The 17813-nt window shown below is 68.2% G+C and carries 20 protein-coding genes; 12 read left to right on the top strand and 8 right to left on the bottom strand.

The window, feature by feature from the left end; genetic code table 11:
- Window positions 1-79 precede the first annotated feature (79 nt).
- Complete coding sequence (locus AB0F86_RS14310) at window positions 80-937, top strand: helix-turn-helix transcriptional regulator (RefSeq protein WP_225278915.1); 858 nt, start codon at window positions 80-82, stop codon at window positions 935-937.
- Between the two features lie 233 nt (window positions 938-1170).
- On the opposite strand, the gene AB0F86_RS14305 is transcribed toward AB0F86_RS14310, so the two are convergent.
- Window positions 1171-1860, bottom strand: a complete 690-nt coding sequence (locus tag AB0F86_RS14305; RefSeq protein ID WP_181699541.1) for a ferritin-like fold-containing protein — start codon at window positions 1858-1860, stop codon at window positions 1171-1173.
- A gap of 28 nt (window positions 1861-1888) precedes the next feature.
- Window positions 1889-2941, bottom strand: a complete 1053-nt coding sequence (locus tag AB0F86_RS14300; RefSeq protein ID WP_181699539.1) for an alpha/beta fold hydrolase — start codon at window positions 2939-2941, stop codon at window positions 1889-1891.
- A gap of 430 nt (window positions 2942-3371) precedes the next feature.
- Here AB0F86_RS14300 and AB0F86_RS14295 point away from each other — a divergent pair, with 430 nt between their 5' ends.
- From AB0F86_RS14295 to AB0F86_RS14275, 5 genes are all read left to right on the top strand, one after another.
- Window positions 3372-5108, top strand: a complete 1737-nt coding sequence (locus AB0F86_RS14295) for a DEAD/DEAH box helicase (RefSeq protein WP_356985779.1) — start codon at window positions 3372-3374, stop codon at window positions 5106-5108.
- A gap of 336 nt (window positions 5109-5444) precedes the next feature.
- Window positions 5445-6680, top strand: a complete 1236-nt coding sequence (locus AB0F86_RS14290; protein WP_356985777.1) for a hypothetical protein — start codon at window positions 5445-5447, stop codon at window positions 6678-6680.
- A 26-nt stretch (window positions 6681-6706) separates the two neighbouring features.
- Window positions 6707-7315 (top strand): acid phosphatase, encoded by a 609-nt coding sequence (locus AB0F86_RS14285; RefSeq protein WP_356985775.1) that lies wholly within the window; start codon window positions 6707-6709, stop codon window positions 7313-7315.
- A complete protein-coding gene (locus AB0F86_RS14280) occupies window positions 7312-7791 on the top strand; it encodes a GNAT family N-acetyltransferase (RefSeq protein ID WP_356985773.1) in 480 nt (159 codons plus the stop codon). Before AB0F86_RS14285 ends, AB0F86_RS14280 begins: the two co-directional genes overlap by 4 nt.
- Window positions 7792-7797: 6 nt before the next feature.
- On the top strand, window positions 7798-8475 hold the full coding sequence (locus AB0F86_RS14275; protein WP_181699533.1) for an endonuclease V: 678 nt from the start codon (window positions 7798-7800) through the stop codon (window positions 8473-8475).
- Here the strand turns inward: AB0F86_RS14275 and AB0F86_RS14270 are convergent.
- Window positions 8472-8915: a hypothetical protein gene (locus AB0F86_RS14270; protein WP_181699531.1), complete on the bottom strand. Its 444-nt coding sequence runs from the start codon at window positions 8913-8915 to the stop codon at window positions 8472-8474. The two genes, AB0F86_RS14275 and AB0F86_RS14270, sit on opposite strands and share 4 nt — an antisense overlap.
- A 100-nt stretch (window positions 8916-9015) precedes the next feature.
- Here AB0F86_RS14270 and AB0F86_RS14265 point away from each other — a divergent pair, with 100 nt between their 5' ends.
- Both AB0F86_RS14265 and AB0F86_RS14260 read left to right on the top strand, forming a co-directional pair.
- On the top strand, window positions 9016-9960 hold the full coding sequence (locus AB0F86_RS14265; RefSeq protein WP_181699530.1) for a diacylglycerol kinase family protein: 945 nt from the start codon (window positions 9016-9018) through the stop codon (window positions 9958-9960).
- A gap of 252 nt (window positions 9961-10212) precedes the next feature.
- Window positions 10213-10467, top strand: a complete 255-nt coding sequence (locus AB0F86_RS14260) for a WhiB family transcriptional regulator (RefSeq protein ID WP_022567051.1) — start codon at window positions 10213-10215, stop codon at window positions 10465-10467.
- Between the two features lie 111 nt (window positions 10468-10578).
- Here the strand turns inward: AB0F86_RS14260 and AB0F86_RS14255 are convergent, their stop codons facing one another.
- The 4 genes from AB0F86_RS14255 to AB0F86_RS14240 form a co-directional block, all read right to left on the bottom strand.
- A complete protein-coding gene (locus tag AB0F86_RS14255; protein ID WP_067491462.1) occupies window positions 10579-12093 on the bottom strand; it encodes a histidine kinase N-terminal domain-containing protein in 1515 nt (504 codons plus the stop codon).
- Window positions 12094-12124: 31 nt separating this feature from the next.
- Window positions 12125-12340 carry a biotin/lipoyl-binding carrier protein gene (locus tag AB0F86_RS14250; RefSeq protein WP_067491718.1) on the bottom strand — a complete coding sequence of 72 codons (216 nt, stop codon included), beginning with the start codon at window positions 12338-12340 and terminating at the stop codon, window positions 12125-12127.
- A gap of 279 nt (window positions 12341-12619) precedes the next feature.
- The gene (rsrA, locus tag AB0F86_RS14245; RefSeq protein ID WP_067637392.1) at window positions 12620-12883 is read right to left on the bottom strand and encodes a mycothiol system anti-sigma-R factor; all 264 of its coding nucleotides are present in this window, start codon (window positions 12881-12883) and stop codon (window positions 12620-12622) included.
- An 11-nt stretch (window positions 12884-12894) separates the two neighbouring features.
- Window positions 12895-13530 (bottom strand): sigma-70 family RNA polymerase sigma factor, encoded by a 636-nt coding sequence (locus AB0F86_RS14240; RefSeq protein ID WP_067491716.1) that lies wholly within the window; start codon window positions 13528-13530, stop codon window positions 12895-12897.
- A gap of 201 nt (window positions 13531-13731) precedes the next feature.
- On the opposite strand from AB0F86_RS14240, the gene ybaK reads away from it, so the two are divergent.
- On the top strand, window positions 13732-14223 hold the full coding sequence (gene ybaK, locus AB0F86_RS14235) for a Cys-tRNA(Pro) deacylase (protein ID WP_181699528.1): 492 nt from the start codon (window positions 13732-13734) through the stop codon (window positions 14221-14223).
- Window positions 14224-14311: 88 nt separating this feature from the next.
- Window positions 14312-14620 carry a hypothetical protein gene (locus AB0F86_RS14230; protein ID WP_067491456.1) on the top strand — a complete coding sequence of 103 codons (309 nt, stop codon included), beginning with the start codon at window positions 14312-14314 and terminating at the stop codon, window positions 14618-14620.
- Between the two features lie 22 nt (window positions 14621-14642).
- Here AB0F86_RS14230 and AB0F86_RS14225 read toward each other — a convergent pair whose 3' ends face one another.
- Window positions 14643-15416, bottom strand: coding sequence for an SOS response-associated peptidase (locus tag AB0F86_RS14225; RefSeq protein ID WP_356985769.1), 774 nt, complete (start codon window positions 15414-15416; stop codon window positions 14643-14645).
- A gap of 85 nt (window positions 15417-15501) precedes the next feature.
- On the opposite strand from AB0F86_RS14225, the gene aroA reads away from it, so the two are divergent.
- Together aroA and rsgA are read left to right on the top strand one after the other, a co-directional pair.
- Complete coding sequence (aroA, locus tag AB0F86_RS14220) at window positions 15502-16812, top strand: 3-phosphoshikimate 1-carboxyvinyltransferase (protein WP_356985816.1); 1311 nt, start codon at window positions 15502-15504, stop codon at window positions 16810-16812.
- Window positions 16809-17813, top strand: a complete 1005-nt coding sequence (gene rsgA / locus AB0F86_RS14215) for a ribosome small subunit-dependent GTPase A (protein ID WP_356985815.1) — start codon at window positions 16809-16811, stop codon at window positions 17811-17813. Before aroA ends, rsgA begins: the two co-directional genes overlap by 4 nt.

The raw sequence follows: 17813 nt of genomic DNA, 5'->3' as shown, positions 1-17813 counted from the left end.
TGGTCCGTTAACCAGACCGCCGTTATCCTGGACCTGTCAGGGCCAGGCTGTCAGAGCCAGGACCAGGGAGGATGGAGCAATGCCCGACCAGCTTGGAGCCCGCTCGACCTTCGCCGAACTGCTCATCGCCCGGCGCGCGGAACTGCGCCCCGAAGACGTTGGCCTGCCCGGCGGCGGTCGTCGGCGCACACCGGGACTGCGCCGCGAGGAGGTCGCGGTGCTGGCAGGCGTGAGCGCGGACTACCTGGCCCGACTCGAACAGGGCCGCGACAGCAACCCCTCCCCGGCCGTCGTCGACGCCCTGGCCACCGCCTTGCGCTTCAACGACACCGAACGCGCCCACTTCGGCTGGCTGGCACTGACCACCAGCAAGGAAGCGCGCTGCCCCAGTACGGCTTTCGACCCGAAGCTCGATCAGGTGCCGCCCGCGCTCACCGCCGTGCTCGACGCCCTCACCCCCACCCCCGCCTTCGCCCTGGGCCCGCGCGCGAATGTGCTCGCGTGGAACGACTCCTGGGAGGACCTCGTCGCCCCCCTCGGCCTGCTCGATGATCCCGAGCAGGTGAACCTGGCGGTCTGGGCGTTCCGACATCCACTGGCACGCACCACCATCACCGACTGGCCGCAATACGCCGACCTCCTCGCCGATCAGCTGGCCCGCACGAGATTGCGCCGCCCCGAAGACGAGAGCATCGCCTCCACCATCGAATTCCTCACCACCGAACCGGAATTCGCCCGCCGCTGGCAACCACACCGCCTCGCCGAGAACCTACCGAGCCTGCTCGGCCTCGAACACCCCACCCGAGGCACCCTCACCTTCACCGTGCAGACACTGTCCGCCGAGAACGATCAGCAGATCGTCATCTGGCTCCCCCGCGAAACCGCCGCCCGCGCACCGGAACTACGCCTGATCCACCCCCAAGCAGCAAACGGCTGACAGATCCGGCAAGAACATGGGTAACTCACCGGGGCACGAGCTAACCCAGCCACTTCCCACAAGCTCGCCGCGTCCCCAGGTCTCCCCGCGCCCGAGTCTGGCCAAGGTCGCGGAGAGGCAGGTGAGCACATGGGTAACTCACCGGGTACGGGCTAACCCAGCCACCTCCGGAAAGCTTGCCGCCTCCACAACTCCCCCGCACCTGAGTCTGGCCAAAAGTCGCGGAGAGGCGGTCACAGCCCTAGTTGGGCCATGCGCGCCGCGTGGCGCTCCTGCATGCGGTCGAACAGGGAGACGATGCCGTTGAGGTCGCCCGTGGCGGCCAGCACCAGTTCGGCCAGTTCGTCGCGCTGAGCCATCACGTACTGCGCCTGGGTGATCGCCTCACCGAGCAGCCTGCGACCCCACAGGGTGAGCCGGTCGCGTTCGGACCGGCTGGCGGTGACCGCGTTGCGGACCTCCTCGACCACGAACTGCGAGTGCCCGGTCTCGGCGAGCACGTCGCGCACCACATCGGCGACCTCGGCGGGGAGCGCGCCGGCGATCTCGGTGTAGAAGTCGGCGGCCAGGCCGTCACCCACGTAGAACTTCACCATCGACTCGAGCCACGTCGACGGGTCGGTGGAGGCGTGGTAGGAGTCCAGCGCGCCCTGGTACTGGTCCATCGCCCGCTCGGTGTCCACCCCGCGCGCGCCGAGCGCCGCCTCGAGCGCCTCGAAGTGCGCCAGCTCCGCGGCCGCCATCTTGGCCACCGCCACTCGTCCGCGCACCGACGGCGCGAGCTTGGCTTCCTCGGCGAGCCGATAGAACGCGGACAGCTCGCCGTAGGCGAGGACCGCGAACAGCTCCGTCACCCCCGGGTGGTCGGCGGACAGCGGTGCGGTCGAGAAAACTTCCGGCGCGGCAGAGGTCTGGGCTCCCATGACCACCAATCGTAGTCGCGATCGCGGATCAGTCGCGATCGGCCAGGAATTTGTCCAGATGCGTCCAGGTGGTGTCGCGGGCCTGTGGTCCGGTGAGAATGCCGAGGTGGCTGCCGGGAACGACCTCGTAGGTCACCGAGGGCGACCCGGTGAGCGTGCGCAAACCGGCCTCGACAGCGGCCTTCGGCGTGATGACGTCGGCGGTGCCGCCGAACAGCAGTACCGGCACCCGCACCTCGGCGAGGTCGATGGTGAGGTCGCGCAGGTGCACCCGGCCCTTGCCGATGTCGTTGGCCAGGATGAACCGGCCCCACAGCTGCCCGTAGAAGCGGCCGGGGTAGCCGGGCATGGCGGCCTGGAACCGATCGATGGATTCCATTCGGGCCAGCGTCTCGGTGCGCGCGATATTGCCCGCGATGAACATCGGCCGCGCCAGTTCGCGGTCGAACGCCGCCACCCGGTAGGCGAATTTCGTCAGCGGCGCGGGGATGCCACCGACGGCCCGCACCACGTTGGTGACCGCCTTGCCGCCGGTGATCCGGGCGACCGCGCGCACCTGCGGCATGCCGAGCATCTTGTCGTAATCGAGCGGCGGGCCGACACCGGTGACCGAACGGATCGGCAGATCGGCGTTGGCGGCGGTGGTGAGCAGGGCGAAAATGCCGCCGATGGACCAGCCGACGAGGTCGACGGGCGCGCCACCGCGATCGGCGCTGACCCGGCGGATCGCCTCGGGCAGGATGTCGGTGACCCAGTCCTCGAAACCCATCCGGCGATCGGCGAAGCCGATGTCGCCGTAATCGATGAGGTAGGTGGGGCGGCCGGTGGACACCAGGTGGCGAACCAGGCTCTGGTCGGGGCGCAGGTCGTAACAGGTGGCGGGCGCCGCGAGCGGCGGAATCAGCAGCACCGCGGAATCGGTTGTGGCGGAGTCGCTTTCGGTGCCGTAGCGACGCAGCAAGCGGTGCGGTTCGTCCCACAGCACGGTCGAGGGCGCGGGGTCGGGTGCCTCGATGCCCGCGCCGAAGCTCAGCGCCCAGGCGTTACGCGCGGCGGTGGTGACGGTGTCGGTGATGCTCACGACAAGAAATCTCTCACATCCCGGTACCGCCGGTTACAGTGACCTCTATTACATCCGCGACACGCGCGAAAACCGGAAACGGTGAATTGCACTGCGACGCACCGTGTATGCGGGTGTGACCGGCGGCGATTTCGTTTTTCGTACGACACCTGAACGGCGTGAAATTCGGATTGCGCAGAATATCACGCTACAATCACTGTGGACAACGCTAGTTTCGTAGCCCCGGCACACTTCGCGGGCGCGTCACACCACGGCGCACAGCGCCACCCGGCAGCGTTGACCAGGAAAATGTGCGCGCACCGAATCCGTATCACCGATGTGCCGCGCCGATGACGCAGACGCGATCGGCGCTGGCCCGGCGAGTATCACAGGCGGATATGTGGTCGTCGCGGGCCGACCGGCCCGCCCCACCTCGTGCGTGCGAGATGCAATGACGAGGAAGGCACGTACCCTGAGCAAGATCACTGTCGAACAGGAACCCGGTGTGGCCGACACCCTGCTGACGGCCGAACTGGACGACACCCACACGCCGCCGAGTTTCGCCGAATTGGGGGTGCGCTCCGAAATTGTGCGCGCGCTCGGCGAGATCGGTATCGAACGCACCTTCGCGATCCAGGAACTCACCCTGCCGCTGGCACTGGCCGGCGAGGATCTCATCGGCCAGGCCCGCACCGGTATGGGTAAAACCTTCGGTTTCGGTGTGCCGTTGCTGCACCGCATCGCGACCGCCGACACCGGGACCACCCCGCTGGACGGCACGCCGCGCGCGCTGGTCATCGTGCCCACGCGCGAGCTGTGCATCCAGGTGACCAAGGACCTGGAGAACGCGAGCAAGTACCTGACCAACCACCAGGGCCCGCTGAAGGTCGCTGCCATCTACGGTGGCCGCCCCTACGACTCCCAGATCGCCGACCTGAACAAGGGCGTCGACGTGGTCGTCGGCACCCCGGGTCGACTACTGGACCTGGCGAACCAGAACCATCTGATCCTCGGCAAGATCGGCGTGCTCGTCCTCGACGAGGCCGACGAGATGCTCGACCTGGGCTTCCTGCCCGATATCGAGCGCATCCTCACGATGGTGCCCGACAAGCGTCAGACGATGCTGTTCTCGGCGACCATGCCCGGGCCGATCATCACTCTCGCCCGCACCTTCCTGACCAAGCCGACGCACATCCGCGCCGAGCTGGCCAATGATTCCGCGGTGCACGACCGCACCAAGCAGTTCGTCTATCGCGCGCACGCGATGGACAAGGCCGAACTGGTCGCCCGCGTGCTGCAGGCCGAGTCCCGTGGCGCGACGATGATCTTCACCCGCACCAAGCGCACCGCTCAGAAGGTGGCCGACGATCTGGCCGAGCGCGGGTTCGCTGTCGGCGCCGTGCACGGCGACCTGAACCAGGTGGCCCGGGAGAAGGCGCTCAACAAGTTCCGCAACGGCACCATCGATGTGCTGGTCGCCACCGATGTCGCCGCGCGCGGTATCGACATCGACGACGTCACCCACGTCATCAACTACCAGTGCCCCGAGGACGAGAAGACCTACGTCCATCGCATCGGGCGCACCGGTCGCGCGGGTCGCACCGGCGTGGCGATCACCCTGATCGACTGGGACGAGCTGCACCGCTGGGAGTCGATCAACAAGGCGCTCGGCCTGAACATGGCCGATCCCGCCGAGACGTACTCGCGCTCGCCGCACCTGTATTCCGACCTCGGCATCCCCGAGGGCATCACCGGTGTGGTCCGCAAGCCGAAGCCGGAGCGCGACGAGGACACGGTCGTCGTGGAGCGCACCGAGCGCCCCAAGACCACGCGCAGCCGCCGCCGCACCCGTGGCGGCAAGGCCGAGTCCGCCGAGACGACCGCTTCGGAGACCACCACCGAGGAATCGTCGGACGCGAGCGACACCGCCGAAGGCGACAAGCCGGCCCGCCGCCGTCGCCGCCGCCGCAAGCCCGCCGAGGGCACCGACGCGACCACCGAGTCGGCCACTGATTCGGCGCCCACCGAGTCGACACCGACCGAATCGGCCACCACCGAGTCGGCTGCGGCCGATTCGACCCCCGCCGAGGCGACCGATTCCGACGCCGAGCCCAAGCCCGCTCGCCGCCGCCGCCGTCGCAAGCCCGCGGACACCAGCGCCGATACGCAGGTAACCGTCGACGCCTGACCGCACCCAGCACCACCCGAAACGGCCCGTCATCACCAGATGGCGGGCCGTTCGCGTACTCACCCGGCATAAGTGCCCACTACCTTCAGCAGGCGAGCACATGGGTAACTCACCGGGGACGGGCTAGGGTGACCCGCTACCCCGTCTGGCCGCCGAAGCAACCCTCACCGCACCTGAATCTGGCCGAAATCCCCGGAGCAGCAGTCCAGCACATGGGTAACTCACCGGGTACGGGCTACCGCGACACACCGAATTCGTCTGGCCGCCGACGCAAAGTTCACCGTACCTGAGCCTGGCCTAAATCCCCGGGGAGGCGGATGAGCTAGGGTCGCTGGCGTGGTTGTTCCGGAGCGGCGTACCCGTGCCGATGTCATCGCCGCCGTAACGATCGCCGTTGTCTGCCTGGTCGCGGCGGCCGTCGTCTGGGCGCGTGCCGACGCCACCGGCACCGATTCCGTCACCGCCGACTCCCCCGCACCAACCGTGGTGGCCGCGACGCAGTTGCCGGGCACGCTGCGCGAACGGTGGCACGCGGCGGACTCGGCGAGTTCGCGGGCGCTCGTCGCCGGGAATGTGGTTGTCACCGGCGACGAAGGCACGGTGAGCGGTCGCGATCCGGTGACCGGTGAGCAGCGGTGGTGGTACCGGCGGGACATGCCGCTGTGCGGGGTGGAGGCGCAGTGGGGGTCGGTGATCGCGACCTACCGCGATCAGCGTGGTTGCAGCCAGACCACTATGCTCGACGCGGACACCGGTGGCCGCAGCATCGCTCGCAGCAGCTACATGGACGACGCGATCCGGCTTTCCGGCGACGGCACCTATCTGCTCGCCCTCGGTGCCGACCGGCTGGAGATGTGGCGTTCGGATCTGGTCCGCACGCTCGAGTACGGCTACGTGGACGCGCCCGTGAACCCGAATACCCAGCCACGCAATGGATGTGAGCTCCGGTCTGCCGCGTCGAGTTCGTCGCGGCTGGCGGTGATCGAACGGTGCCCGGACGATCCGGGCGCCCGGCTGACGGTGCTCGCCCCGTCGCCGAAGGAGGCCACCGCACCCGAGGAGCACGGCTCGCGCCTGCTCACGGCACCGGGTGCCGACGCCGCCGAGGTGCGGGTGATCGCGGTGTCGGATGCCAAGATCGCCGTCTACTATCCGCCGACTCCGGCCACCGCGACAGGTCTCGCGCAACCGGCCCGCATCGCCGTGCACGACGGCACCGGCAACGAGGTGTCCTCCGCCGCGCTGGCCGACCCTTGGACCGACCGCACCACCGTGACCCGGCTCGGCTCGGCGATCTACGTGTTCACCGGCAAGACCTTGATCGCCTTGAGCGCCGCCACATTACAGCCCACCTGGACGGTGCGCGACGTGCTCGGAACCCCGGCGTCGATGGCGGGCAAACTGCTGGTCCCCGTCACCGACGGCATGCTCGCGGTGGATTTCGCCACCGGAACGACCGTTGCCCGGATCGCGGTGCAGCGCAGCGATTACCGCGGCGACCCGATCAGCACGGCGGTACTCGGCGACACCGTCTTCGAACGACGCGGTGGCAGGCTCTACGCACTCGGCTGAGCCCGCCGGGCTGTCATGATGGAGCCATGTCCGCATCCGACGCCCGTTTGGTCCTGCTCCGCCACGGCGAAACCACGTGGTCCGCGCAACGGAAGCACACCAGCCGCACCGATCTGCCGTTGACCGAACTCGGCGAGGCGCAGGCCCGCGCGGCCGGGTTGGTCGTGAAGTCCCTCGACCTGCGTGATCCGCTCGTCTTCACCAGCCCGCGCCGGCGTGCGCGCCAGACCGCCGAACTGGCCGGGCTCGCCGATATCCACGTCGACGACGAACTGGTCGAATGGGATTACGGCGACTACGAGGGCATCACCACCGCCGAGATCCGCGAAACCGTCCCCGGCTGGACCGTGTGGACCCACCCGGTGCCCGGCGGTGAGACGGCCGAGCAGGTGAGCGCCCGCGCCGACCACGTCCTCGACCGCGCCGAGCCGGTCCTGGCCGACCGCGATGTGGTGCTGGTGGGGCACGGACACTTCTCCCGCGTGCTGATCGCCCGCTGGGGCGAGTTCGCGGTGCGCGAGGGGCGACGGTTCGCGATGTCGACCGGCGCGGTGAGCGTTCTCGGTTACGACCATGGGGCGCATACGATCTGGGCCCACAACCTGACTCACCGCACCGAAGGAGACCTCCGTTGAGCGTGCGTCGCGCCACCGCAACCGACGTGCCCGCGATGGTCGGGCTCGTGCACGATCTCGCCGAGTACGAGAAGGCTCCCCAGGCGTGCACACTCACCGAAGCGCAGCTGAGCGCGGCCCTGTTCGGGCCGTCGCCCGCCGTGTTCGCCCACGTCGCCGAGCACGACGGCGAGGTGGTCGGGTGCGCGATCTGGTTCCTGAACTACTCCACCTGGGACGGCGTGCACGGCATCTACCTCGAGGACCTCTACGTGCGTCCCGAAGCGCGCGGCACGGGGCTCGGCCGCGCCCTGGTCGCGGCCTTGGCCGCCGAGGCGGTCACGCACGGCTACAGCCGGGTGTCGTGGTCGGTGCTCACCTGGAACACGCCGTCGATCGAGTTCTACCGATCCCTCGGTGCCACAGCGCAAGACGAATGGATCGGGTATCGGCTCGCGGGAAAGGAACTGTCCGCGCTCGCCGCGTCGGTGCGGTGATATCGGATGCGCATAGCTCTACCGCACGATTGGCCCGCCACACCCGAGGACGCCGTCGCACTGCAAGATCGGCTTCGCCCGCTGGTTCGCGCCGAAAACCCTGTGCCACCGCAATTCTCGACAGTGGCCGGAATCGATTCCGCCTACGCCGAGGACGGCACCGTTGCCACGGCGGCGGTAATTCTCGACGCGCAAACCCTGGAGACCGTGGAAACGGCGGTGGCATACGGTGTTTCGACATTTCCCTACGTGCCGGGCCTGCTCGCTTTCCGGGAACTCCCCGCCACCGTCGCCGCCCTCGAAAAACTCACGCGCACACCGGATCTGCTCGTGTGTGACGCACAGGGCCGGGCACATCCGCGCCGATTCGGCCTCGCCTGTCATGTCGGATTGCTGACGGGAATTCCGACGATCGGTGTCGCCAAATCGGTGTGGGGCGAATACGGCGAACCCGGGCCGCGACGCGGTGACAGCAGTGCGGTGACGATCGACGGCGAGATCGTCGGCCGCGCACTGCGCACAAGGGACGGTGTGAAACCACTGTTCGTCTCGGTGGGTCATCTCGTCGACCTCGACACCGCCTGCGCTCAAGTGCTCGCGCTCACGAAGAATTACCGGCAACCGGAAACGACTCGCGCCGCCGACCACCTGTGCCGCCAGGCGCTGCGCGCGAGGACCGGCTAACGCTCTTCGGGCAGCTCGCCGTAGTCCTGCGCCATCCACCGGCTCGACGCGGGTGCGAACAGGGCGGCCAGGCCGCCGAGCGCGACGATGGCGAGCAGGGTGCCGTACAGCGGCTGATGCGAGTCGGTCAGCAACGACCAGGCGACCGGCAGCAACAGGATCTGCGCGATGACCGCGATGGCCCGGCCCCAGCGCTTGCCGCGCAGCAACGCGATCCCGGCCGCGAGCACCCCGCCGAACAGCGCGATGAACCACATGGCGGTGCCGACCCCGCTGGCCACCGACTGGTCGTGGCCGGTCAGCGCCCGCACGATCAGCACGACCGCCGTGCCGACACCGGCCAGACCCTCGAGGGTGACGATTGCACCGGCCACCCGCACCGTCGTCGGGATACCGCTCTCGGCCTGCGCGCCGTCGTCGTGCTGGTCGCCTGTGGTCATGTCGTGCTCCGTCACGGCGCCAAGCCTACGACGACGCGTCGTCGGGTGCCGTCGGCCGGGCGACAACCGGTGTCCGGCCGCTCGCATTACCCTCGACCCAGTGCGGACGCTGCTCATCGTTAATCCGAATGCCACCTCGACCACGCCGGCGACCAGGGACCTGCTCGCGCATGCCCTGGAGAGCCGGACGCAGCTGACCGTTGCGCACACCCAGCATCGCGGTCACGCGGCCGAACTGGCGCAGTGGGCATCGACCCAGGAGATGGACCTGATCGTCGTGCACGGTGGCGATGGGACGGTCAACGAGACCATCAACGGCTTCCTGCCCCTGCCTCAGGTGGAAGACGATCAGGTGTGGCGGCCCCGCCTCGGGGTGATCCCCGGCGGCTCGGCCAATGTGTTCGCCCGCGCCCTCGGCATCTCCCCCGATCCGGTGACAGCTACCAACCAGCTCATCGATCTGCTCGGCCGCGACGCGGACCGCCGGATCGGGCTCGGTCTCGCCGATGACCGGTGGTTCACATTCAGCGCCGGAGTCGGCCTCGACGCGGATGTGTGCGAGGCGATCGACGCGGCCCGCGCCAAAGGTCGCAAGGCCACTCCGGCGCGCTATCTGCGGACGACGGTTCGGCAGTTCTTCCGCGCGCGCAGGCATGAACCGAGCGTCACCGTTACCGTTCCGGGACACGATCCGGTGGAGTCGGTGTATTACGCCTTCGTCACGAATTCGAGCCCGTGGACCTATCTGGAGGATCGTCCGGTTCGCACGAATCCCGGTACGACCTTCGAAACGGGACTCGGGGTGTTCGCGATGGGGACGATGAGTGTGACGCGCACCCTGTTGCTCGCCCGGCAGTTGCTGAGCGAGAATGGAAACCCTAAGGCGGACGCGCTGTTTCGGATCGACGATGTCGATTCGGTTCGCATCGATTCACCCGGTGAGATCGGCCTGCAAATCGATGGCGACTTCATCGGAAAACGCAAGATGGTGCATTTCACATCGGTACCGAGCGTGCTCGATGTGGTGGCTCCGAAGCCGGTCTGAGCAAGGAACTCTCGAAAAAATCTCCGGGTTGCGCTGCGAAAACCCGGAGACGCGAGTACAAAGGACCGGGCAGGTGCCCCATGTGGGCAGCCTAGAGCGTGATCTCCCCCACGGTGCGCCGCAGACCTATTGACATCTACGGTGATCGTGAAAGCATTCACAAGCAACCGTGCGGAAACATTCGAGTCGCACAAGTGAACGATCCACTAACCAGAGGTGCCCTTTGTGGCGCCCGCGCAAAGGAGCAGAGGAATGGACTGGCGCCACAAGGCCATCTGTCGCGACGAGGACCCCGAGCTGTTCTTCCCGGTGGGTAACAGCGGTCCTGCGCTCGCGCAGATTGCCGATGCCAAGCTGGTCTGCGCCCGCTGCCCCGTCACCGCCGATTGCCTGTCGTGGGCCCTGAAGTCGGGCCAGGACGCCGGCGTGTGGGGCGGAATGAGCGAAGACGAGCGTCGCGCGCTCAAGCGGCGCAACGCGCGCACCCGTACGCGTACCTCCGTCTAGGTAGACAAGACGGGCGTTACCGGGCCAGCAGCCCCGGTCCGGTAACGCATGTGAGAACCCGGCACCCATGGGTGCCGGGTTTATTGTTGCCCTGCAACAGTTTTCGAAGCTCTATCGTGCGGAACGGCGACCGAGCGGAACCCGAAGCACCGCGTCGGTACCGACATCGGCACCGGGGTGCAACCCGATCGAACCGCCCAGTTCCGAGGTCACCAGAGTCCGCACGATCTGCAGGCCGAGGCGGTCGGAACTCTCCAGGCTGAAGCCGGTGGGCAGGCCACGACCGTCGTCGCTGATGATCACGTCGAGCCAGCGCGCCGAACGCTCCGAGCGAATCGTCACGGTACCGTTCTGCCCCGCGTCGAAGGCGTGCTCGATGGCGTTCTGCACCAGTTCGGTCAGCACCATCACCAGCGGGGTCGCCCGCTCGGCCGAGAACACCCCGAGCGAACCCGCGCGACGCACCTTGATGCGCGCGGTGTGCACGGTGGCCACGTCGGCCATGATCGGCAGCAGCCGGTCGACGACCTCGTCGAGGTCGACTTCCTCGTCCACCGACATCGACAGCATCTCGTGCACCGACGCGATCGAGGTGACCCGGCGCACCGATTCCGTCAGTGCCACTTGGGCTTCCGGATTCTCGGTGCGACGCGCCTGCAGCCGCAGCAGCGCCGCGACGGTCTGCAGATTGTTCTTCACCCGGTGGTGGATCTCACGGATGGTCGCGTCCTTGCTGAGCAGGGCGCGGTCGCGGCGCTTCACCTCGGTGACATCGCGCACCAGCACCGCAGGCCCAGCCAGCTGCCCGCCCGGCCGCATCACCAGGGTGCGCAGCAACACCGTCGCACCCCGCGCCTCGACCTCCATCCGGCGACCCGTACGGCCCGCGAGCGCGGCCTGGATATCGGCCACCACCTCTTGCGCGTCGAAGGGGTCGGTGATGAGTGAGCGGGTCGTCACCGCGAGATCCTGGCCGACCAGATCGGCCTGCAATCCCATCCGGTGATAGGCCGACAGCGCGTTCGGGCTGGCGTAGACCACCTGCCCCTGGGTATCGAGCCGGATGAAGCCGTCACCCGCGCGCGGGCTGGAATGGGTGGCCGCCCGGTCCTCCGGGGTGGGGAAGCTGCCGTCGGCGATCATCTGGCACAGGTCGTCGGCGGCCGACACATAGGCCGTCTCCAGGGTGGAACGCACCCGGGAGCGCTGCAGGTCGCCGTCGCGGCTCAGCACGGCGATCACGTCCTCCCCGCAGCGCACCGGAATGGCCTCGCGCACCGCGTGCACCGGGCTCGCGTCCGCGGCGCCGCTCACCCGCACCTCGGTGTCGGTGCGCACGGCGGCCCCGGCGAGCAGCGCGTCGAACACCTGCGGGAAGTCGGTCCGCGACGCGGTGGTGCCCACCTTGTCGTCGAGGTGCACCGTCGGCGCAGTGGTGGGCCGGATCTGGGCCACGCACACGACGTCGGCGCCGTCTGCCACCGGGCCTGCGCCCACCCACAGCAGCAGATCCGAGAACGACAGATCGGCGAGCAACTGCCAATCGCCGACCACTCGTTGCAGATGGTCCACGGCGGTGCCGGGAAGGTCGGTGTGTTCGGCCAGGAGCTCGCTCAGTGTTGCCACGCTGGATCTACCGCTTCGTTTCTCGTGTGACTTACGCGATGGTGGCGATCAGGTCGCCCGCCTGTAGAACCTGGCCAGGGGTGACGTCGACCGAGGTGACCTCGCCGTCCACCTCGGTGAGCACCGGGATCTCCATCTTCATGGACTCGAGCAGCACAAGGGTCTGATCGACGTGCACGTGATCACCCACCGCCACCTCGACAGCGAGCACGGTGGAGACCATCTCCGCGCGCACTTCTTCCACCATGACACCCCGTTCGTAGTCGTGTCGGCCACCGCGCTCGCGGCCGTGGCCGTATCCGCCGAAGCTACAGCCAACCACACGTGAAACAATGGCTCTCGATCAGATTGTGCTCCGCGCTGCGGCGGGGAGGACCCAGAGAAGGGAGCTACCTATGGGTAAGCGCGGACGTAAGAAGCGCAGCCGTAAGGGCAACGCAGCCAACCACGGCAAGCGGCCCAACGCCTGAGCCAGGCTCGGGACACGAAAAAGGGGCACCCGTCGGGTGCCCCTTTTTCGCTGCCGTCAGCCTTCGGTCGACTCGACCCTGGTGACGGTGATGCAGCGGTGGATCTCCACCTTCAGCCGTTCACGCAGACCTTCGGGCGCGTGCTCACCACCGCACTTGCGGTTGAGCAGACCCTTGATCTTCTCCTCGATGCCGTAGGCCTCGATACAGGGGCTGCAGTGGTCCATGTGTTCCTGCAACCGCGCGCGGGTGGCCTCGTCGCATTCACCGTCGAGCATGAGCCACACATCCGCGAGTACGGCGGTGCAGTCCATCTCCATATCGGGGTCGCTCACTTCGAAACCTCCTGGCGTTCCCCACGGTCGAATCCACGGTCGCGCGCCACCCCGGCGAGCAGACCTTTGAGTTGCTTGCGGCCGCGGTGCAGCCGCGACATCACGGTACCGATCGGGGTGCCCATGATGTCGGCGATTTCCTTGTACGGGAAGCCTTCGACGTCGGCGTAGTACACCGCCATCCGGAACTCCTCCGGCAACTCCTGCAGCGCGGCCTTGATCTCGTCGTCGGGCAGGGCGTCGAGGGCCTCGACCTCGGCCGAACGCAGACCGGTCGAGCTGTGCTCGGCGGTGGCGGCCAGCTGCCAGTCGGTGATCTCGTCGGTCGGGTACTGCGCGGGCTGGCGCTGCTTCTTGCGGTAGGAGTTGATGTAGGTGTTCGTCAGGATCCGGTACAGCCAGGCACGCAGATTGGTGCCCTCCTTGAAGGACTTGAATCCCTGGAACGCCTTGACGTACGTCTCCTGCACCAGGTCTTCGGCGTCGGCCGGATTCCTGGTCATCCGCAGGGCGGCGCCGTAGAGCTGGTCGAGCATCGGCAGCGCGTCGCGCTCGAACCGGGCCGCCAGCTCGGCTTCGTCGACTTGCGCGCCGGACGCCTCGGTAGGCACCACGTCATCGTCGCTCGTCACACCAATCCCTTCGATCGCCGTAGCCACCGAATCTACCGGCAGCACGGTGTCGATGGGCAATCGCACGTCCCCCGACGCGAGGGGACGCTCCTCGAGCAGCAGTGTCACTATCTCTCCTCACGTTGTCTCGGGGGGTGTCACTGCTGTGCAACAGGCACTCCCCCGGCTGTGTTCCCGATCGGCCGGTTTTAGGGTGTGCTCATGGCTGCCGCGTCGACGCCCGCGATCAAGGTTCTTACCGCTGCGAAAATCGCGCACGAGGTCCACTCCTACGCCCACGACCCGCGTGCGGACTCCTACGGCGCGGAAGCTGTCGACGCGCTCGGCGACGCGCTGGGCGTGGTGGCGGCACAGGTGTTCAAGACCTTGGTGATCGAGCTCTCCACCGGCGCGCTGGCCGTCGCGGTCCTTCCGGTACCCGCCAAGTTGTCGCTCAAGGCCGCCGCGGCCGCGCTCGGTGCACCGAAGGCCGGCATGGCCGACAAGACCAAGGCCGAACGAACCACCGGATATGTGCTCGGCGGGGTCTCCCCGCTCGGGCAGCGCAAAAGGCTGGCAACCGTGGTCGACGCCTCGGCGCTGGAGTGGGATCGGGTGCTGTGCAGCGCGGGTAAACGGGGCCTGGAGATCGAGCTCGCGCCCGCCGATCTGGTGCGAGCAGCAGGCGCGGTGACGGCTCCGATCACCGCGTAGCAATCCGATCACAGTCCCGTTCCGAATCCACTACCGACGCATTCCGCGCCCGGTACGACCGATTCGACCCGAGGATGTGATGCGAAAAATGTCCACTCGCTCGACGATCGCCACCCTGTCCCTCGCCCTGATACTCGGCTTCGGCGCCGCGGAGGCCGCCGTTCCCGCCGCGGCGATCCCACCGGTGGCGCCGTCCGCACCGACCGAACCCGGCGACTACCCGCTCAACGGCCAGGGCACCAGCCCGAAGAACGCGCCGGGAGCCGAGAACAACGAGCAGGCCGAGAAGACAGAGAACCTCGGCGGCGGACTTGCCACCGAGATCATCGACCTGGTCACCGGCGCCATCAAGTGCGGTCTGAACATCGCCACCGATTCGGTGCCCTGCCCACTCTGAGTTTCCTGGCGGCCGGGCACGATCACAGCAGTGTGGTCTGCCCGGCCTCTTCGTCGGGAACCAGCAGTTCGGGGCCGTTGTTGCGCACGTTGTTCACCAACGTTGACACCGGTCGCGCGACGATATTCGCCACCTCGTCCGCGGCAGGCCCGCCGAGCAACTCGGCGGGTGCCGGATGATCCGGGTCCAGCCAGGCGTCCCAGTGCTCACGCGGCATCGGTAAGGGCATGCGGTCGTGGATGCGGGCCAGCTCGCCCACCGCGTCGGTGGTGAGGATGGTGCACGACATCAGCGGTTGCGCGTCGGGCTTGCTCCGGTCGCGCCACACCGACCAGAGTCCGGCCATGTAGATCTGCGAACCGTCGGCGTGGGACATGAAGAACGGCTTCTTGACCGCCTTGCCCTTGCCGGTCGGAGCGGGTTCGACGAGCCACTCGTACCAGCCGTCCATGGGGACGAGGCACCGCTTGGACTTGGCCGAGTCACGGAACGACGGTGCCGTGACGATCTTGTCGGCCCTGGCGTTGAACAGCGGTTTGCCCTTGGCCGGAACACCCGGCTCGGCCGCCTTGGTCCAGTGCGGGATCAGCCCCCAGCGCATCCGGCGGATCCGCAGGCGCGGATCGTCGTCGGGATGGTCGTGCTCGTGGCGTTCGACCACGGTGAGCACCTGGCTGGTGGGCGCCACGTTGTAGCTCACCGTCTCGTCGGGGTTGTCGAGATCGGTTTCGTCGACCGCGTCGAGCTCGGCCGCCAGGCGACCGGGGTTGGTCGTAGTCGCATATCGTCCGCACATGAGAACCATGGTGGCACCGGAGTCCGACAAATTCGGCCGACGCGGCGACGCGAATTCCTACGCCACCCGTGTGTCCGGACCGCACATGAGAGAGGATGGGCGGGTGAGTTTCTGGCCAGCGCCCCACATCGAGGTCCCCGTCCACGCGACCGTGACCCTGCCCGGTTCGAAATCCATCACCAATCGCGCGCTCATCCTCGCCGCACTGGCCGATGGGCCGTCCACCCTCACCGGTGCCCTGCGCAGCCGCGACACCGACCTGATGATCGCCGCCCTGCGCGCCCTCGGCACCGAGATCGTCGGCGACGCCGAGACCCTCGAGGTCACCCCCGCACCGCTGCACAGTGCTGCCGTGGACTGCGGCCTCGCGGGAACCATCATGCGGTTCCTGCCGCCCGCCGCCGCCCTGGCCACCGGCGATGTCGCCTTCTTCGGCGACGAGCAGGCCAGGCACCGGCCACTGTCGACCATCCTCGACGCGCTGCGCAGCCTCGGCCTCGACATCGAGGGAGACGCGCTGCCGTTCGTGGTGCACGGCAGCGGGACGCTGCGCGGCGGTGAGGTCACCATCGACGCCTCCGGGTCCTCGCAGTTCGTGTCCGGCCTGTTGCTCTCGGCCGCCCGTTTCGAGCAGGGCATCACCGTCAACCACAGCGGTGGTGTGCTGCCGTCGATGCCGCACATCGAGATGACGGTGGAGATGCTGCGCCGCGCCGATGTCGCCGTCACCACCCCGAGCGACGTGCGCGGCGCGCAGACCTGGACGGTGGCGCCCGGCCCGATCCGCGCCGTCGACTGGGAGATCGAACCCGACCTGTCCAATGCGACGCCGTTCCTGGCGGCGGCCGCGGTCACCGGCGGCGAGGTGAGCGTGCCGATGTGGCCGCGCGGCACCACCCAGCCCGGTGACGTGATCCGCGAGATCCTGGTCCGCATGGGCGCCGAGGCTCGCGTCTTCGACGGGATCCTCACCGTGCGCGGGCCGGAACGGCTGGCCGGCATCGATATCGACCTGCACGACGTCGGCGAGCTCACCCCCACCGTCGCCGCGCTCGCCGCGCTGGCCGACTCGCCGTCGGTGCTGCGCGGCATCGCCCACCTGCGTGGGCACGAAACCGACCGTCTGGCAGCGCTTTCCGCCGAGATCAACCGGCTCGGCGGCAATGTCACCGAGACCGCCGACGGGCTGGAGATCGTGCCCGCCCCGCTGCACGGCGGGCAGTGGCATTCCTACGCCGATCACCGGATGGCCACCGCCGGTGCGATTCTCGGCCTGCGGGTGCCCGGTATCGAGATCGAGGACATCGGCACCACCGCCAAGACCCTGCCGACTTTCGTCGCGCTGTGGGAGCAGATGCTCGCGCCGGCGTTATCGGGTGAAGGAGTGGCGCGCTGAGTCGCCGAGGACGCACCGCGGCCAGCTACGACGAATCCGATGTGCGGATTCGTCCCGGCAAGGCCTCCTCCCGCCCGCGTACCAAGACCCGGCCGCAGCACAACGACGCCGAGGACGCCATGGTCGTCGCGGTCGACCGTGGCCGGTGGGGGTGTGTCCTCGACGGTGACCCCGACCGGCGCATCGTCGCCATGCGGGCCCGTGAGCTCGGCCGCACCCCGATCGTCGTCGGCGACCGGGTGGGCGTCGTCGGTGATCTCACCGGCAAGCCCGACAGTCTTGCCCGGATCGTCCGGGTCGCCGATCGGCGAACGGTGTTGCGGCGCACCGCCGACGACACCGATCCGTTCGAGCGGATCGTCGTCGCCAATGCCGAGCAGTTGTTCATCGTCGTCGCCCTGGCCGATCCGCCGCCGCGCACGGGATTCGTGGAACGGACCATGGTCGCCGCGTATGCCGGTGGGCTGGAACCGATCCTGGTGCTCACCAAGCGTGACCTGGTGGCCGAGTCCGAATTCGCTTCGGCCTTCGAGGGTTTGGACCTGAAGATCCTGTACGCGGGGATCGACGACCCCATCGAACCGGTGGTCGAGATCTTGCGCGACCGGCTCACCGCGCTCATCGGGCATTCCGGGGTCGGCAAGTCGACGATGGTGAATCGCCTTGTGCCCGACGCCTATCGGGCGGTCGGCGAGGTGTCCGGCGTGGGTAAGGGCAAACACACCTCCACCCAGTCGGTGGCGCTGCCGCTGCCCCGTGGGGGCTGGGTGATCGACACACCGGGTGTGCGGTCGTTCGGTCTGGCCCACATCACGCCCGACGACGTGATCGCCTCGTTCACCGATCTCGCCGATGCCATCGAGGACTGCCCGCGCGGCTGCACCCACCTCGGGCCGCCCGCCGACCCCGAATGCGCCCTCGATCAGCTGCCCGGTGTCGAGCGACGGGTCGCCGCGATCCGCCAGTTGCTCACCGCGCTGATCTCCAATGAGGCGTGGTAG

This window comes from Nocardia sp. NPDC023733, from assembly GCF_040639775.1.
GTDB classification, from domain to species: Bacteria; Actinomycetota; Actinomycetes; order Mycobacteriales; family Mycobacteriaceae; genus Nocardia; species Nocardia rosealba.
This window is presented reverse-complemented; position numbering and strand designations above follow the sequence as displayed.

Bases quoted from the DNA above. Each gene is read 5' to 3' on its own strand.
- rsrA (WP_067637392.1), bottom strand. From the start codon at position 12,883: ATGGAGATGGACTGCACCGCCGTACTCGCGGATGTGTGGCTCATGCTC.
- AB0F86_RS14285 (WP_356985775.1), top strand. From the start codon at position 6,707: ATGTCCGCATCCGACGCCCGTTTGGTCCTGCTCCGCCACGGCGAAACC.
- AB0F86_RS14275 (WP_181699533.1), top strand. From the start codon at position 7,798: ATGCGCATAGCTCTACCGCACGATTGGCCCGCCACACCCGAGGACGCC.
- AB0F86_RS14295 (WP_356985779.1), top strand. From the start codon at position 3,372: ATGACGAGGAAGGCACGTACCCTGAGCAAGATCACTGTCGAACAGGAA.
- AB0F86_RS14250 (WP_067491718.1), bottom strand. From the start codon at position 12,340: ATGGTGGAAGAAGTGCGCGCGGAGATGGTCTCCACCGTGCTCGCTGTC.
- AB0F86_RS14305 (WP_181699541.1), bottom strand. From the start codon at position 1,860: ATGGGAGCCCAGACCTCTGCCGCGCCGGAAGTTTTCTCGACCGCACCG.
- AB0F86_RS14230 (WP_067491456.1), top strand. From the start codon at position 14,312: ATGTCCACTCGCTCGACGATCGCCACCCTGTCCCTCGCCCTGATACTC.
- AB0F86_RS14270 (WP_181699531.1), bottom strand. From the start codon at position 8,915: ATGACCACAGGCGACCAGCACGACGACGGCGCGCAGGCCGAGAGCGGT.
- AB0F86_RS14260 (WP_022567051.1), top strand. From the start codon at position 10,213: ATGGACTGGCGCCACAAGGCCATCTGTCGCGACGAGGACCCCGAGCTG.
- ybaK (WP_181699528.1), top strand. From the start codon at position 13,732: ATGGCTGCCGCGTCGACGCCCGCGATCAAGGTTCTTACCGCTGCGAAA.
- AB0F86_RS14310 (WP_225278915.1), top strand. From the start codon at position 80: ATGCCCGACCAGCTTGGAGCCCGCTCGACCTTCGCCGAACTGCTCATC.
- AB0F86_RS14225 (WP_356985769.1), bottom strand. From the start codon at position 15,416: ATGTGCGGACGATATGCGACTACGACCAACCCCGGTCGCCTGGCGGCC.
- aroA (WP_356985816.1), top strand. From the start codon at position 15,502: ATGAGAGAGGATGGGCGGGTGAGTTTCTGGCCAGCGCCCCACATCGAG.